We start from the raw sequence: 17,328 nt of genomic DNA, 5'->3' as shown, positions 1-17,328 counted from the left end.
TTCTTTCCTCCTATTTTATGTGCTTTGCCGCACATTATTCTTATTTCTCAGCCTTTTCCCAAACAGCGTAAACAGTCACTTCATCCTTGTACTTCTTGCCTAATGTTCTGAGGTCTGCAGGAAGTGGCTTTTTACCCTTAGGATCAAGGGAAAGTCCCTTTAAGGTATAGCCTTCTCTTGATACTCCCTCTCTAAACCATTCAACTGCCATTTCAACAGTCTGATAATCTGTAACAGGGAAAGCGTATCCCTCTAAAACTGATACCTTGCCGGTCTTGGTGCCCTCATAATCCTCGTATACACCGCCGTTGGTATCAAAGGTAAGTGTGTAGTATTTCTGAAGGAATACAGGTATCACTGTAATATCTGCCTCATTATCGGCATTTATCTGTGTAACAGTCTTGTAGCCATACTTCTCTTTATACTTAACGCTTGGGGTTCCCTCACAGTCAGACTCTACAAGGACATAACCTACAAAATCTGCTCCAACAAGATTCGGAAGGCTCTTGAGCTTGTATTTCTTTCCGTAATAGATTGACTGATCAAAAGAGTACAGATCAGTGGAATCAGCCTCAAGATCATATTCTATTGTTGTTCTTGTATCTTCTATATCATCAGAAGACTCAGGAGAAATGATCAGTGCCTCCAGGTCCTGTCTAAGGTGATACTCTTTCTTTGCCCAGATGCAGTAAAGTGTTGCTTTGGACTTATCTGTAAGCCAGGAATAATCATCTTCAAAAATGCATTCATCCTCTGTTGTTGCCTTGGGATTCAGTGACAGGCCCACAAACTCATAACCTTTTCTTGCAACTCCTGCTTTTGAGAAGCTTGCCTTTACATCTACTCTGTCGCCTTCTCCGGAATAAATTCCCAAATTCAGCTTTTTCTTGAAGGGTTCATTGTAATAGGTTACGCCTTTTGCATTGGGATCAACGCTGATGTCGTAATAAGCCAGCTCATATACTGCCTCCAGGTAAACTGCTGTCCTGGCCTTTGACTTTATGGCTGTAACAAAATAATCAACATCGCCCTCTTCATTTATGTATTTCTTCTTTTCAAAAATGTTGTCTTCATCTTCAGACCCATGCCATCCCTTAAATACATAGCCGGGCTTAACAGCCTTGGGAAGCACAACTCTTTTTCCTGCCTTGTAATAATTTACAGGCTTGGTGAGCTCACCGCCGTCAGTGTAATAGGAGATGGGATAAGTCTTTGTCTTGGTTACAGCATAAAGTGCCAGTTCTCCCTCTTTATCGTAGCAGCCTCTATACTTCTTTCCTACAGCAAAGTCTGCCTTGCCGCCCATTGTCTTGGAGAAACCTACAATAGCGGTTCCTGCGTCATAATAATCATTTAAATAATCTGCTGCAGCAGTGAAATCAATCACATCCTCATAACTGAAAACCGGTTCAGTAGAAAAGTATTCAAAGCAGTGTGTAGGCTGAGTCTCAAACTCTTTGCCATCGCTGTAGTAGAACTTCATTGTATAGCTGATCGGTTTCCATTCAGCATAAAGATGAAGAGTTTTTCTGTGTGCAAAGCCTATGAGTTCAGTAGCTGTAGAATTTTTCTCAAAATGCCACTCCTCATCCTTTGTTCTCCAGCCATCAAGAGTATATCCCTTTTTGCTGAAAGATTCTGTGCCTTCACCGATGATATCATCTGCGTTTTCGAAATTATAAGTCTTCTTTACGGTGCGATTCTTGCCGCCGTTATTCTCATGGAATACGAAGGTATATACTTCATCCTCCCAGTCGGTGACATTGACCCACTTGCCGAAAAGCTCAAGGTTGTCAGACACAACAGCCTTCATATCCGCTTCCTGTGTGCATGCCTCGTCATAAAACCAGAAATCGTCATATCCGTTTTTGTAGATCCACTTAAGAAGATAATTTTCATCATCCTCCTTAGCGGCAATAAGTCTTGCATCCTCAATGGTGGACTGCTTCTCAGGATCTTTGCTGTCATATTCCACTGCAGCTGTAAATGTAAGTCCATCGATATGGAATTTCACATTATATGTAGCAGTCTGCGCAGGATTCTCCTCCCCGGGAGTTTCTTCGCCGGGTGTTTCTTCACCGGGTGTTTCCTCGCCCGGAGTTTCCTCTCCGGGAGTCTCCTCACCGGGTGTCTCCTCCTCAGAGGTCTCTTCCTCAAATGCAGCAGAATTTACGTTCTTGGGAGCATTGCCCTTCTGCCATACTGCGTAGATTGTAACAGTGCCGTTGAGCTTCTTGGAAAGTCCGCGAAGGTCTGCCGGTACAGGCTTTTTGCCCTTGGCGTCAAGGTAAAGGCCCTTGAGGGTGTAACCTGTTCTGCTAAGACCGTTCTCAAACTTGTCCATTGCTGAATAGATCTCGTCAGGGTTGGTGAAAGGCTTTGCATAACCTTCGATAAGTGAAACAGCGCCTTTTTTGGTAACTTTGTTCTCTGTATAGGTTCCGCCGTTTGTATTGAACTTGATCTTGCAGGCATTTTCAGTATAGAAACCACGAACAACAAAGCTGCTCTCATTGTCTGCTTTTACCTTGGAAACTTTTCCTGTATTCTTGTCAACTACCAGTGAAGCATCATTAAGCTCCTCCACTGCCCACTTCATAAATGTACATCCGGGAATCTGGATGGGCTTGAGAGAATAGCTGCTGCCGTAATAGATTGTCTCAACCTTGGCGAATTCTCCTGCCTCTTCATCTATGCAGTTAAAAGAGTAATCATAGAGTTTTTCTTCTTCATTAAATGACTTTGAGTCGATGATTACAACCTCATTCAGGTACATGATCTCGTAAGGAATCTTCTCCCAAATGCAGTAAAGTGTAGCACTTTTCTTGGTTGTAAGAGCTGAAAGGTCATCTCCGGAAACGAACTCACCCTTTTCCGCTGTTGCCTTGGGATCCAGTGAGAATCCAATGAAGATGCTTCCTCTCTTCTCAGGTGATTCAGGAAGGTATTTGCCCTCTTCTATAAGAGTGCCCTCGTAATCAAATACACCAACCTTCATCTTTTTCTTAAGGGCTGTCTCTCCGTCAACAACGCCCTTTCCGTTGGGATCGATATAAAGTGTGAATCTGATGGGCTCAAAGATGGCCTTGAGATTAACGGCGGACTTGGCTGTCTTCTTGAGAGCAACCACTACCTCATGCTTCTCGCCATCGTAGTCCTTGACAGTCTTGGTCTCGAAGATAGTGCTGTCAATGTCATCTTCAGGCTCCCAGCCCAGGAATCTGTAGCCGGTCTTCTTAGCTGTAGGAAGTACAACTCTTTTGCCGGGCATGTAGGATATAACTTCCTTGGAAAGTTCGCCATCCTCCAGCTCATAGTTGATGGAGTACTCGCCTGCACCCTGAACAGGGTAAAGAACGATCTCGCCCTCTGTGTTCATGAGCTTGCTGAACTTCTTGCCAAGGGCATATTCAACCTTGCCGGTATTGCTCTTGGAAAATCCAACTACGGCAACGCCCTCGGGAAGGGTTTTACTGATCTGCTTTGCAGCGGAAGTAAAATCAACGGAATCTGTGTACTTGATTCCTGTGTATCCCTCAGGCTGGAACTCCAGCTGTTTTCCGTCTGAACCATAGAAAACGATAGAATACCGGATCTGATCCCAGTTGGTATAAAGATCGATCTTGGTATCCTTGTTTGCATCTGCCAGAGCAACCACGTCATCAACAGTGGCTCCGCTCTCAAGCATGCCCTTGGCATATTTGTAGGTCCAGCCTGTTATCTTATAACCTGTCTTGATAAAAGAAGCTGCAAGCTCCTGATCCTTATCGGCGAAGGTATAAGTCTTTTTCTCCTGATAGTCCTTGGTCTTGGTCTTGTCGTGATAGACAAAGGTATATTCCTCATTGGCCCAGGTGCTCTCCTCCTCGGGCTCAAGAGAAGGCTCTTCTGCGGGATTCTGTTCAGGCTCCTCTGAAGGTGCCTCAGGCTCTTCTGTCAAAACAGCCTCTTCGGAAACAGCCTCTTCGGAAACAGCCTCCTCTTCCTGAACATCCTCGGATTCCTCTTCCTGAGTATCCTCGGGCTCCTGATAATCCTCCTCAGCCTCAGCTTCGGGTTCTTCATTTTCTTCTTCCGGGATTTCTTCCAGAACTTCCTCATAAACGGCTTCCTCTGAGGCGAATTCAGAAAGCTCCTCAGCCGCTAATGAAGGGACACTTGACGAAACAGCCATAACGGCAGCCAGGGTCAAGCCAAGAAATTTTCCCATAAAATTTCTTTTCATACACAATTTCTCCCTTAATAAAATATGTTATCAAACATACTAATTTTATGCCGCAACTGCTGTAACGTCAACCGTCAAAAGCCCTAAAATCCGCTTATTTACTGATTATTTTAAACTTCTGAATTTTATAAACTTATCATTTGAATTATGGCGCCGGCAACGGTATGATTTAACATAGAACTTGTATTCTCAGATGCACATCACTGCTTGTTTTGCTACGGAAAGGACTTCTATGGACTTCGATTTTTTACTGGACTATCGCACCACCGATACAGAAGCTGAGATTTTCTGGGATATGCCCCTGGAGGCTGTTCCCGGCTGCAGGTATCTTATCAATCTGAACGGCGCCAACATAGACGCCATCGAAAAGACCCACATTTCTCTCACCGGGCTGACTCCCGAGACAGACTATGAGGTGGAGATCCTTCTGGCCACCCCCGAGGATGCCAGAAACGGCATGCCGCCCATGCCTCTGGGAAGAGTGTATTTCTGCACCGGCAAGACCAAAAAGAGAATTGATATAACCGCCGCCCCCTACAACGCCGTAGGCGACGGCATGACCATGAACACTGCTGCCATTCAGATGGCCCTTAACGACTGCGGCCCCGGCAGCTATGTCTATATTCCCAAGGGAGATTTCCTGACGGGAGCCCTTGATATGCACTCCGATTCTGAACTCTACCTGGAGGAAGGAGCTCTTTTGCAGGGAAGTGTGAATCCCGAGGACTATCTCCCCAGGATTCGTAGCCGCTTTGAGGGCTATGAGATGGAATGTTACAGAAGCCTTATAAATATGGGCTTTCTGGACCACACCCAGGGCTACAACTGCTCCAACGTGGTCATCCGGGGAAAGGGCTCCATTTTAGGCGGAGGCTCCACCCTTGGCAAGTCCATTGCTTCTTTGGAGGAGGTTCGTCTCAAGGACTTTATCAACTCTCTGGGAGATCGGATAAAAGAGTATGAGAAGCCGGAAACTCTTGCTAACAGAGCAAGAGGCCGCCTTATCAACATGAGTAACTGCCAGAACATCTGGATCCACGGCCTGACCCTTGGTTTTTCACCGGCCTGGAACCTGCATTTCATCTACTCGGACCAGATAGTTACGGACCACTGCACCATCAAATCCCAGGGTGTCTGGAACGGAGACGGCTGGGATCCTGATTCCTCCACCAACTCCACCCTTTATGCCTGCGATTTTTATACAGAGGATGATTCCGTGGCTATTAAATCCGGCAAAAATCCTGAGGGGAATGTGATAAACAGGCCCACTGAGCACATCCGTGTCTTTGACAGCATCTGCCACTTCGGCCACGGCCTCTGCATCGGAAGCGAGATGTCCGGAGGCGTTGAGGATGTAAGGCTCTGGGACTGCGATATGGGTCCCACCTGGTCCGGCATTGAGATAAAGGCCACCAAAAAGCGCGGCGGCTACGTAAGAAATATTATTGTAAGAGACATCACCGCATCCCATGTTCAGATGCACTCCGTGGGCTACAACGACGACGGAGAGGGCGCTCCCGTGCCTCCGGTATTCGAGAACTGCCTGTTCGAGCGTATGCATCTGCTGGGCAGGTATCTTGATAACAACAACGGAAGCAACACCTGGCACGACTGCCCCTCCATTGACCTTCGGGGCTTCGACACACCGGGCTTCCAGCTGAAAAATGTCATGTTCAGAGACATTTCCATGGAGAATCCCGCTGCGGGCGTGGATTCCATACACATGGAGTTCTGCGAGAATGTGAGCTTCGACAGGATCCACAGCGTTCCGAGAACTAAATAAGCATAAAAAAGCCCTAATCAGGGTAATTTTTTGCTTATTTACAATATAGACATCAATGTGTCCACATCTTCTTTAGTTGTGGCCCAGTCTGTGGCGAAGCGGATAACAGTGTGGGTGTCATCATATTTTTCCCAGAAGCTGTAGCCCACTTTTCCGTCAAGCTCTTTAAGCTTGGCGTTGTCCATAATGACAAACTGCTGATTGGTGGGAGAATCCAGGAAGAGCTTGTAGCCCTTGGCAAGCAGGCCTTCCTTAAGAAGCTCCGCCATATCTATGGCATTTTTGCTGATGTCAAAATAGAGGTTGTCTGTAAAGAGGGTCTCAAACTGAAGTCCCAGAAGCCACCCTTTTGCAAGAAGGGCTCCGTGCTGCTTGATGATAGGGGTTGGGTGCTTTACAGCCTCAGGCCCTGTGAACACCACCGCCTCTCCGAAGAGGGCTCCCACCTTGGTTCCGCCGATGTAGAACACATCAACAGCCTCTGCTATATCCTTGATTGTCACATCGGTCCTGCGGCTCATAAGGCCGTATCCAAGCCTTGCTCCGTCCAGGAAAAGAGGGATCTGATACTGTTTGCAGACCTTGGAGATATCAGTGAGCTCTTTTTTGGTGTAAAGAGTTCCATACTCTGTGGGATGGGAGATGTAAACCGCTCCCGGGAACACCATATGCTCATGGTTGTCATCCCCATAGAATCTCTCAAGAAGCTCTGTCAGGGCCTTGGCGGAGATCTTGCCTATATTGTCCCCGTATTTGTCTGTATCCGTCTCTTCCCCGCGGTAGTCCAGTGTCAGGACCTTATGTCCGGAAAACTCGACGGCGCCGGCCTCGTGGGCTGCGATATGTCCCGTGGAAGCTGCCACCACGCCCTCATAGGGCTTAAGCAGCATGTCGATTATGGTCTGGTTGGTCTGGGTTCCGCCCACAAGAAAGAACACCTGGGCATCATTAATGCCGATGACCTCTTTTATCTTCTCTGCAGCTGCTTTGCAGTGGTCGTCGGTGCCATAGCCCGGGTTCTGCTCAATATTGGTCTCAGCCAGCCTTTTAAGAATCTGTGGATGGGCACCCTTTGTATAATCACTTGAAAAAGATATCATTTTATCCGCACCTCTTTTTACTCAAAAAATCATTCAAAGCTGATTCCGTCAAACTCTGTCACGTCCTCTATAGCCTTCACCAGGTTCTCAAGGCCTTCTCTGTCCTCTTCGCTGAATCTGTTAAGGCTGGGGCTGTCGATATCAAGAACTCCGATGACCTTGCCGTCTTTTCTGTGGATAGGAACCACGATCTCTGAGTTGGAGGCTCCGTCGCAGGCGATGTGACCCGGGAACTCATGGACGTTGGGCACAAGAAGGGTTCTATCCTCTCCTGCCGCTGTGCCGCAGACTCCTTTTCCCAGGGGAATTCTGATGCAGGCAACCTTTCCCTGGAAGGGTCCCAGAAGCAGAGCGCCCTTATCCATCAGGTAAAAACCTGCCCAGTTAAGGTCTTCAAGGTTCTCATAGATCAAAGCCGAGGCGTTGGATAAAACCGGGATAAAATTGGGCTCATCCTCAGCCAGGGACTTAAGCTGCTGTGTCAGTAATCTGTAATCTGTCATAGTTTTTTCCTCGCAAATATCCAAAATAATTACGTAAAAAAGAGTATGAATCCAATGAATTCATACCCCAAATTCTAGCACGCTTTTATCTTGTGCACAATCTTTTATTTCTTCTCTTTATTATCCGGCCACAACCTTGTTTCTGCCTGATTCCTTGGCTTCATAGAGCCTGTCGTCGGCTCTGTGTACCAGCTTCTCGGCGCTGATGCCCTTTTCATAGGCCACAGCTCCCATGGAAACAGTGACATTCATGTGATTTTTTCTTGAAGTAAAAGTGATATTTTCCGTCTCTCTTCGGATATCCTCCAAAACATTTACAAAGTCCTCATAGGAATGCTGCGACGAAATAAGAATAAACTCCTCGCCGCCCCATCTTCCGCAGATAATGCCCTTATTTTTGTAGCTTCTGAATATCTCCGCCAGCCCCCGAAGCACAGCATCCCCTGCTGCGTGGCCATAGCTGTCGTTGACCTGCTTAAAGAAATCTATATCAAGGATAGCGATGGAAAGCTTTTTATCCTCAGTATCACTTTCAATCTCCTGGGACAGGATCTCCTGACTCTTCTGTCTGTTAAAAAGTCCCGTGAGGAAATCGTGATCCGCGGCCCACTGGAGCTCTTTTGCCTTCAGGAACATACTGTAGTTATAGAAGGAGGTGTAGGCCATGATGGATGCAAAGGTCAGGAAAGAATTCACATGATAAATAAATTCAGCCATGTCCCCCTTCAGCTCATAGGTCGTAGGCAGCATATGGTGATTTCCCAGAAACACCAATACTTCAAAAGCGATAATGACCAGCACCGCAAAAAGCCCTATCTGAGCCCTGGGCTTTCGCTCAACTCCCGGAAGGAAAAAGGGCAAAAAAACACTGGCGAAGATTCCGAAGAGCCACAGATGGTATCCGCAGTCTATTCCAAGAAAAATCGTCGCCAGAATAACATGGAGAAAGACCTCCTGCTCCATGATATATATTGTGATGGTCGTATTACCTTTGAGGATATAAGCAATGCTGACAACATAGCTCAGAATACTTGCTATGTTGATGATGATCATTGGGGTGCAGCCCAACCACAGATAGAAAACTTCCAGAAAACAATGGGTCACGCCAAGAGTGGCCGCCACCCACAGATACTGTTTCCAGGATAGGTAGTCGCCGACCTCTTTGTCGAGATTTGCTTTGGCTCTATCGAGCATTTTTTCATCGGAATTACTCATAGTATAATTGTAATTTCGATGAATTATATATGCAAATTAACAAATAATTAAGCAATTATTTATGCATTATAAACAAGAGATCACAGCTCGTCGCATACCTGGAAGATCACGAATTTCAGATAGTAGGAAGCGGCTCCGCCCCAGAGAATGGGATGGTCTGCTGCCTGCTGACGGAATTCCACCTGTTTAAGGCGCTTATGGGCATCCCTTGCCGCATCGGCGATGGTCTTAAGGAAGAGCTCCTCATCCATAAAATGAGAGCAGGAGCAGGTTGCCAGGTATCCGCCGTCCTTAACCAGTCTCATACCGCGGAGATTGATCTCCTTGTAGCCGGTAACGGCCTTCTTGATGGATGCTCTGGACTTGGTAAAGGCAGGAGGATCAAGAATAACAACATCGAACTTCTCGCCCTTTTTCTCCAGGTCGGGAAGGAGCTCGAAAACGTCTGCGCACTGGAATGTTGCCACCTTTTCAAGGCCGTTGAGAGCCGCATTCTCCTCCGCCTGCTTGCAGCCGAGGTCCGAGGCGTCAACACCGATAACTGAGCTGGCCCCTGCTGCCGCCGCATTCAGAGCAAAGGAACCTGTATGGGTGAAGCAGTCCAGAACCTTTTTACCCTTGCAGAGGCCTCTGATGGACTGTCTGTTGAACTTCTGATCCAGGAAAAATCCGGTCTTCTGGCCGTTCTCAACGTCAACATAATACTTAACGCCGTTCTCCTCTATCATTACTTTGGTGTCAAAGGGCTCTCCGATAAAGCCCTTGCATCTCTCAAGGCCCTCCAGCTCTCTTACCTTGGCATCGCTTCTTTCATATACGCCGCGGATCTTGACACCGTCCTCCGCAAAGACCTTTTTGCACTTGTCGATGATAAGGTCCTTCATGCGATCCGTACCAAGAGCCAGAGACTCGATGACAAGAACATCTGAAAATTTGTCTATGGTGATTCCGGGGAGGAAATCAGCTTCTCCGAATATGAGTCTTGTGGAGAGTCTGGTAAATTCATCTGCTCCGGGCCTGTAATCGGGGGATGTCCTGTCAGCAGAAAGATACTCCTGCATGTAGCTCTTCATGACTTCCTTCCTGTGGTTCCAGGCGTCACGGACTCTTCTTTCGATGAGCTCCTCGTTCACAGGATTCTCCTTTTTCCTGGACATGACGCGAACTCTGATCTTGGAGTTCATATTGATAAAGCCGTATCCCAGAAAATATCCGTCAAAGTCGTGGAGCTCCACGATATCTCCGTTTTCGAATTTACCCTCGATCCTGTCGATCTCGTTGTCATATATCCAGGCTCCGCCTGCCTTAAACTCACGGCCCTCGCGCTTTTTCAGGATTACCTGTGCGTCGGAACAGATTATTTTACTCATATATATTTCACCTTTCTACAAACAAATCAAAAAAATTTTAAAATATATGTTGACAATACAACAAATTTATTCTAAAATCAATTCGTTGTCGCCACTAATAAATGTGGACGGCGAAATGCGATAGTAGCTTAGTTGGTAAAGCGCCACCTTGCCAAGGTGGAGACCGCGGGTTCGAGCCCCGTCTATCGCTCTAGCGAACTTGATGTACCAGCTGACGCATCGTAGTTCGTTTTATATATACGCGATAGTAGCTTAGTTGGTAAAGCGCCACCTTGCCAAGGTGGAGACCGCGGGTTCGAGCCCCGTCTATCGCTCTATATAAGAGAAGCCCAGATCTTTTGATCCGGGCTTTTTTGTTGCTTAAAACAAGGTATTCTGTCAGGTTTCTTCAAGCTGCATTTTTTCGAAATTGCAGAGTATCCAGCTTGTCATCTTCCTGTTAACTTCAAACAGCTCTGCGAACTTATCCTTCCCTTCGAACCAGGAAGTTGCCAAGAGCTGGTTTGCCAAAATTATGTAGGGAACAGCCTCTTTTTCCTCTTCTGAGAGGTGCACTACGCAGTCGTATCCGTACATGATCTCCTTCATGACCTTGGTCCACTTAATGAGTTTCTCTTCGTTGCCATCTTCGTAGGTCTCGGATAGTATCGCTGTTGCTGCGTAGCAGGGATCGAAGATCCTTACATTCCTCTCGCTGAGGTCAAAGTCGATGAAGCCCCATTTATCCTCGGCTACAATTATGTTATGAGGATTGGGATCTCTGTGGATTATCTGCCTTGGGAGCTGAGGATACAGTCTTTCCAGTGCCTTCATAAGCTCTTCACCTATGAGTCCGTTAATCGGGAACATATCTTTTAACTTTGGAAGAGCCTGGTCTCGTACTACACTCAGAGTATCTCCTTCATCTACAACTACATCTATTTTCTCCAGCGAAAGATCAAGCTGACCCACGATCTCGCCTATGAAACGAGCTTTTTTCTCATATTCATCCAGATAGACATTGCTTGCCAGGATGCTCTCTCCCTGCACTCTCTTGGCCAGATAGAAGTATAACTCTCCGTTTTCGATATACTCTTTTCCCTCCAAAGTCGGGACGATCATAAGAGAAGCAAGCCCCACGTTTTCGAGGGCTTTGGATATATCGATTGCTTTGAGCACGTTGCCCAGATTGTTGGTGTACTTGATGACGTGATCCTCTCCAACATATTTGGCAGTCTCGCTTATCTTGCCTGTATCTCCAAAGACCACGTCAGCTACTTTTTCATCCTGCAGTCCCCAGAAACTCAGTATTTCTGCTATCTTTTTACTGCTTACCATTATTTGTTCCTCCTGTAAAACGTTGATCCTGTATGGCTTTTTCGCCGTAAACTTCCGGAGGTATTCTGCCGGCGTATATCCGATCTCGCGCACAAATGATTTGTAGAATCCGGCGTAGGTATCAAATCCGTGCTCCAGCGCCACATCCGTCTTTTTGCGGCCTGAGCCGATCTCATAGATGGAGTACAGAAGTCGCCTTCTAAGGATGTACTGCATGATGGGCATTCCTATGACGCTCTGAAAAACTCGGTAGAAATGAAACACTGAATACCCTGCCAAGTCCGCCAGTTCTACTGCACTCAGTTCTGTCTTCAGGTTCTGATCGATATAATCAATAACGTTCTGAATCTGATCTTTGTACACGTCGTCACCTCCTTTCTTATGTTTCTCGTAGCTACATGAAAAAGCATACATCACGAATCACGTCTCAGGATTTCCTGTATTGCTATTTTACACCATCCATATTGAAAAAGCCCCAGGGAGCGCACCCATGGCTTATGTCAAGAGTTTTCACAATTTGTTCACGGTGACTGGCACCACTTTTCGGATGGTTCTGAAGAAATCGATATTTTCTGACTTATAAGCAGTTGTATAAATTAATAGTTTAGTATCAAACAATTAATTGATTATTGGTCTGCTACATATCCTTCGATATAATGAAATCACACCGGTGAATTCATCTAAGGAGAGATTAAATATGAGGATAATGTTAGGCGACAAAATCAAGGAATTACGTAAAAGAGACAGAAGAACGCAGGATGATCTTGCAACAGCGCTAGGAATAACAAATCAAGCTGTATCGCGATGGGAGGCCAATAAGGCATATCCAGATATGGAAATGATTCCTGCTATAGCCAACTACTTCCATGTTTCAATCGATGAACTGTTCGGTTACAACAATGATCGTGAAAGTACTCTTTCAAGATACATTGAGAAAGCGAACAGACTATTGGAGCCAGGCGCTATTCCTGATAAAAAGCAATTAAAAAGGCACGAACAGTTTCTTCGAGAAGCATTATCTGAATTTCCAAACGAATGGCATTTACAGGAAAGACTTGGAATGATTCTTTGGATAATGGCTTCGGCTGATAAAAGGAAAAAGAATGATACTGCGACATTAAAAGACGCTGCTGAACTATTTGAGCAAGCTTATCAGAACAGTGACGATGCTCACATGAAAGAGCGTATTCATTCCTCACTTATTGGCGTACTTGGTACACTCAGAGATTATCAGAAGATAAAAGAGATTGCAGGTCAAAGTTCTTCTTTATCAAGTTGCAGAGAGTTGGTGCGTACAGTGCTGTTACACGACAGCAATTATGACCGATATGTAAGTGAAGCTTTTCTTGCACTACTTCATCAACTGGCAGATGTGCTAAACATGAATTTTGAACACTTTGCAACTACCAACAATCCGGAGATCTATCTTTCGCTTGTTATGCTTTATAAGTCTGCTTTTGGAGATGGTAATTATGGATGGTTTAATAGCGATATATGCTTGCTTTACTTGAATGCAGCACGTATTTGTAACAGAAATAAAGATTATGAACAAGCCATAAGTTGCTTTGAAAAAGCCCATGATCATGGTGATTGCTTTACAGAAGCCGCCAAAGAGCCCATAAAAAGGCCGACCAGTGCAGGCATAAGTAACGCAACTGAATTGCCTTCCCGTTTTGTCTATATTAATGAAGGAACTTTTAAACAGTATATCGGGCTTTTCTCAGAAGATGTCATTTCTAAACTGCGAAGCAATCCCAAGTACGCAGCAATTCTTTAATCAAGAATACTACCGGTATTTGTGGGCGGAGCCCACAAATGCTGATATTATAGTAACTGTCGGTATGGAAAATAAAATGCCGTAATTTATGGAAAACTACTTGCCGTTTACAACAGCCTTCTAAAGGAAGAGGGAAAAAGAAATAAATTTTTACAATCCATCAAACTTGTCGGATTATTTTGCGACTTATAAGTGAAGCTTCAAAAGGGGTACCAAATGAACAAAAACAAATTAACAGAATATGCCGACATACTAATGAAAGTTGCCATAAGTAAATGTGACAATCTCGAAGATGCTAAGGATCTTGTACAGGAGACGTTATTAGCTGCACTTACATCCATCAATAAAGGAAAAGAGATATCTGATACCAAGAACTGGCTTATGACGGTACTAAACCACAAGTATTACGATATGCTTAGACAAAAATATAGAAAACCAACTGTGTGCATTGATGAAATTGGCGAAATACCTGATGAAAGCACTTTTGATGAAAGTGCTGAAGACGCAGAGAACATTCGTCGTTGCCTTGCTACACTTACCGGTACCTACCGTGAAGTCCTAGTACAATACTATATGAATGGTAAGAGTGTATCAGATATATCTCAGCTGCTCAAAATTCCTGAAGATACAGTTAAAACCAGATTATTCACAGGCAGAAAGCATATTCAGAAGGAGTTTACAATGGAGACTTATACTAAGCAAAGTTATGAACCGGATGATCTTTTTATTTCTAACTCAGGTCTGATTGGATATAATGATGAACCTTTTTCTCTTGTAAGGGATGATCGTATTACTATGAACTTGTTGATATTGGCTTATAAAAAACCAATTACACTAAGTGAATTATCTAAGGCTATCGGCATCCCAACTGCTTATATTGAACCAATAGTCGCTAAGCTTGTTGCAGGCCAATTGATGAAGCGGGTATCTGATAAAGTATATACTGATTTTATTATCTACTCGGAGCAAGACCGAATGGCTAATCTTGACCTTCAGTTAAAACTAGCAAAAGAGCTTTGCGATGGAATATGGCATATTGTTTCCGAAGGTCTTGTGAAACTACGTCAGAATGAGTTTTATAAACAACAAAGTATGGATCAAGCGCTTAAATTAGAAAGCTTTTTCTTTTTGAGAACCATTACATCAGCTACATTAGACGTTAGAGATGAAGCCGGCGGAGGAAGAGAACCTTCAGAGCATTACCCGGAGAGACCTAATGGAGGGAAATGGTATGCTATGGGGAACCTTTATCCACATGGTTATGATTATGAAAATTGTCCTTACAGCAGATACAATATGAGTGGTGAATGCGTTCATACACAGCAAAATCTCCTCGGTGCAAAAGAAGTGAGTATGTGTAGCTATGATACAGATTCATCTGTTTTGGGAGCAAACTATCATGACAACAGCGATGATGCTTATCTAAAATTTGTATATTCTATATATCTAGGAAAAACAGACATGATGGAGATGCTTGATAATAAGATGCTGAAAGACATTAATCAGATTCTGGAATTCAGTATCATGTATCGTGATGAGGAAGGTAAGTTAAAAGTCAATATTCCAGTCATTACTATGTCAGACAGGTGGGAATTGTATTCACTTAGTAATAAATATAAAAAGGAAATTGTTGAAACCTATCACGGCAAAATGATAGAACTTGTTAGAAAGCCGGTTAAACTTCCAAAGCATCTTAAGTCAGTTCCTAACTGGCTAAAATATCTTGTGTGCTGTAGTTATTTTCCTTCAGCAATTATAAGCGAAGCAAAAGATAGAGGTTTGTTTCTTAAAGGATATGATAAACCAGCTCCAGCAGTAATTCTTTGCGTTGAAAAATAGCATAGTAACTTTTTATATGTATTTCCTCGTTAACTACAGCCCCTCAAAGTAACGCACCTGAGGGGCTAGTTATATTAATCACTTACATACTACTTCTTTTTCTGTTCACGGTGACTGGCACCACTTTTTTAAAGCATTAAAACGCAGAAAATAAATCGACAAAATGTTTATTTCAACTAAACAGAGCCATGCTCTCAAATAGAAGTTGATCATCAATTAAGAAAAGGTTGACTAGCCCAAAAATCATACATATAATATAGCTAACAGAACCCGACACGCCTCTCATTATGATGCGGACCACGTCGGGTCATTTTTTTAAGGATGAAAATATGGCAGAAACATTAAAAAAGCATCAACAAGCCATGACAATTGACGAACAGATTGAGAATCTTAAATCGTTAGGGTTGCAAATAGATAATGAAGAATATGCAAAAAGGATGTTGAATGACATATCCTATTTTAGGCTTATAAAAGCCTTTAGCCTAAATCTAAAACCAAGAAATGGTTCTTATCACAAGGATGTTAAATTCAGTCAGATAGTAGACAATATGTAATGACCTCCATTTTGTAGCAACGTGGATTCACCTGTATACTAAAGATGTCGAGTCAATGGTAACAGGGATTACCGCATACAAAAGGAGGTCACTAAATGAATAATAACACAGTTTACGTAGGTATGGATGTCCATAAGGAAAGTTTTACACTTTGCGCTTATACAATTGAAGTCGAAAAAGGTTTGTATTACCAGCGTACTTCAGCAGATTACAAAGCAGTTTTAAAGTATCTTGAATTCCTTCGCTCAATCTACGGTAACGATACTACATTTATATGCGGTTATGAAGCCGGGTGTCTTGGCTATACTTTATATCATCAGCTAACAGACCGAAATGTTAACTGTGTGATACTAGCGCCATCTACCATGCTTTCTCAGCGTAATAACAAGAGAATAAAAACTGATAAGCGTGATGCTGAGCTTATTGGCAGATGTTTGTGTCAAAACAATTATAGTCCAGTACATATTCCTACTGCCAAAGATGAACAGACTAAAGAATATCTGCGCATGCGGAATGATCATAAACTTGCACTAAAAAAGATCAAACAACAAATTCAGTCTTTTTGCCTTCGCCACGACTATAGATACGAAAGTAAAAGTCACTGGACAATAGCACATATCAATTGGTTAAAAGCATTAAAACCCGAAGGTTTATATAAAGAGATTCTTGATGAGTACTTGCTTACATATGCTACGCTTACTGATAAAATAGAACGTCTTGATAAGCGAATCGAAGAACTTGCATCAGTAGATGAATACAGAGAATCTGTAAAAAAGCTATGTTGTTTCATTGGTATTCAGACTCATTCTGCATTATCAGTTATTGTTGAGGTCGGAGATTTTAATCGTTTTTCTTCCGCAGAAAAGTTTGCCTCATATATAGGACTTGTTCCTGGCGAAGCATCCAGTGGAGACGATACCACTAGGCTTAGCATTACAAAAGCAGGAAATAGTCACGTACGAACTCTGTTAACAGAAGCATCTCAATGCTATACTAGAGGCAGAGTTGGTTACAAATCCAAAACAATCAAAGCTCGTCAAAATGGAAATACTCCACAAGTTATTGCATATGCAGATAAAGCTAATGAACGTCTGAAACGCAAATACTACAAAATGGTATTAAATAATGGAAAAAAGCGAAATGTGGCAATAATGGCAGTTGCAAGAGAACTCGCTTGCTTTATGTGGGGCATGATGACCGATAATATAGCTTAATCTGTTATAACAGTGCGCTGCTAATCTCAAGGCCAAGCCGCCCAAGGCGGTGCTTCGCAGCCTTGACATCATCATCCCACTGTTATAGTGGGTAATCAAGCAGATGTAAGATGGCTTACGCCATTTACATCTGGCCAAAACAAAAGCAACAACTGAAGACATCTTGAAAGGGCTTCGGCCATTTCAAGGTTCGAGCTATCTACGATAATTCTATGTTGGCACGGAGCAATCTGTGATCCACGATGGTAGACGGTAGAGCTCACGGCGGACCATTGACCTGTCGGTAACCAATCCACGTATATCAGAGTGGCCAATGCCGGGAACTGATACCCCGAGGCCCTTTCAAGGTGCCTTCAGAAACAACTAAATAATTATGTGGTGGATTCCTGTAAGCTTTCTCTTGACAGGAGGTCATTACATATCAGAATTAT

General features: G+C 43.9%; 11 protein-coding genes and 2 tRNA genes. 7 read left to right on the top strand and 6 right to left on the bottom strand.

The window, feature by feature from the left end:
- Nucleotides 1-40: 40 nt before the first annotated feature.
- Nucleotides 41-4,225: an InlB B-repeat-containing protein gene (locus T359_RS21615; RefSeq protein WP_051545283.1), complete on the bottom strand. Its 4,185-nt coding sequence runs from the start codon at nucleotides 4,223-4,225 to the stop codon at nucleotides 41-43.
- A 232-nt stretch (nucleotides 4,226-4,457) separates the two neighbouring features.
- On the opposite strand from T359_RS21615, the gene T359_RS0110880 reads away from it, so the two are divergent.
- Nucleotides 4,458-6,008 (top strand): glycoside hydrolase family 28 protein, encoded by a 1,551-nt coding sequence (locus tag T359_RS0110880; RefSeq protein WP_026517514.1) that lies wholly within the window; start codon nucleotides 4,458-4,460, stop codon nucleotides 6,006-6,008.
- 38 nt (nucleotides 6,009-6,046) lie between these two features.
- On the opposite strand, the gene T359_RS0110875 is transcribed toward T359_RS0110880, so the two are convergent.
- From T359_RS0110875 to T359_RS0110860, 4 genes are all read right to left on the bottom strand, one after another.
- On the bottom strand, nucleotides 6,047-7,108 hold the full coding sequence (locus T359_RS0110875; RefSeq protein ID WP_026517513.1) for a threonine aldolase family protein: 1,062 nt from the start codon (nucleotides 7,106-7,108) through the stop codon (nucleotides 6,047-6,049).
- 29 nt (nucleotides 7,109-7,137) lie between these two features.
- A complete protein-coding gene (locus tag T359_RS0110870) occupies nucleotides 7,138-7,611 on the bottom strand; it encodes a GAF domain-containing protein (protein WP_155840096.1) in 474 nt (157 codons plus the stop codon).
- Nucleotides 7,612-7,731: 120 nt separating this feature from the next.
- Nucleotides 7,732-8,826, bottom strand: a complete 1,095-nt coding sequence (locus tag T359_RS21610) for a GGDEF domain-containing protein (RefSeq protein ID WP_081795550.1) — start codon at nucleotides 8,824-8,826, stop codon at nucleotides 7,732-7,734.
- Nucleotides 8,827-8,906: 80 nt separating this feature from the next.
- Entirely contained in the window at nucleotides 8,907-10,196 is a 1,290-nt protein-coding gene (locus T359_RS0110860; RefSeq protein ID WP_035784303.1) for a class I SAM-dependent rRNA methyltransferase, read from the bottom strand.
- Nucleotides 10,197-10,313: 117 nt separating this feature from the next.
- On the opposite strand from T359_RS0110860, the gene T359_RS0110855 reads away from it, so the two are divergent.
- Nucleotides 10,314-10,386 (top strand) — tRNA-Gly (locus T359_RS0110855).
- A 51-nt stretch (nucleotides 10,387-10,437) separates the two neighbouring features.
- A tRNA-Gly gene (locus T359_RS0110850) sits at nucleotides 10,438-10,510 on the top strand.
- Nucleotides 10,511-10,574: 64 nt separating this feature from the next.
- On the opposite strand, the gene T359_RS20055 is transcribed toward T359_RS0110850, so the two are convergent.
- The gene (locus T359_RS20055) at nucleotides 10,575-11,876 is read right to left on the bottom strand and encodes a helix-turn-helix domain-containing protein (RefSeq protein WP_051545279.1); all 1,302 of its coding nucleotides are present in this window, start codon (nucleotides 11,874-11,876) and stop codon (nucleotides 10,575-10,577) included.
- A 334-nt stretch (nucleotides 11,877-12,210) separates the two neighbouring features.
- Here T359_RS20055 and T359_RS0110840 point away from each other — a divergent pair, with 334 nt between their 5' ends.
- The 4 genes from T359_RS0110840 (at nucleotide 12,211) to T359_RS0110825 (ending at nucleotide 16,897) form a co-directional block, all read left to right on the top strand.
- Nucleotides 12,211-13,290: a helix-turn-helix domain-containing protein gene (locus T359_RS0110840; RefSeq protein WP_026517509.1), complete on the top strand. Its 1,080-nt coding sequence runs from the start codon at nucleotides 12,211-12,213 to the stop codon at nucleotides 13,288-13,290.
- A gap of 216 nt (nucleotides 13,291-13,506) precedes the next feature.
- Nucleotides 13,507-15,129, top strand: coding sequence for an RNA polymerase sigma factor (locus T359_RS0110835; protein WP_026517508.1), 1,623 nt, complete (start codon nucleotides 13,507-13,509; stop codon nucleotides 15,127-15,129).
- A 329-nt stretch (nucleotides 15,130-15,458) separates the two neighbouring features.
- Nucleotides 15,459-15,683: a hypothetical protein gene (locus T359_RS0110830; protein WP_026517507.1), complete on the top strand. Its 225-nt coding sequence runs from the start codon at nucleotides 15,459-15,461 to the stop codon at nucleotides 15,681-15,683.
- A 95-nt stretch (nucleotides 15,684-15,778) separates the two neighbouring features.
- Entirely contained in the window at nucleotides 15,779-16,897 is a 1,119-nt protein-coding gene (locus tag T359_RS0110825) for an IS110 family transposase (RefSeq protein ID WP_026517506.1), read from the top strand.
- The last annotated feature ends 431 nt before the right edge of the window (nucleotides 16,898-17,328 follow it).

It is taken from the genome of Butyrivibrio sp. MC2021 (assembly GCF_000621605.1).
Taxonomy (GTDB): Bacteria; Bacillota; Clostridia; order Lachnospirales; family Lachnospiraceae; genus Butyrivibrio.
This window is presented reverse-complemented; position numbering and strand designations above follow the sequence as displayed.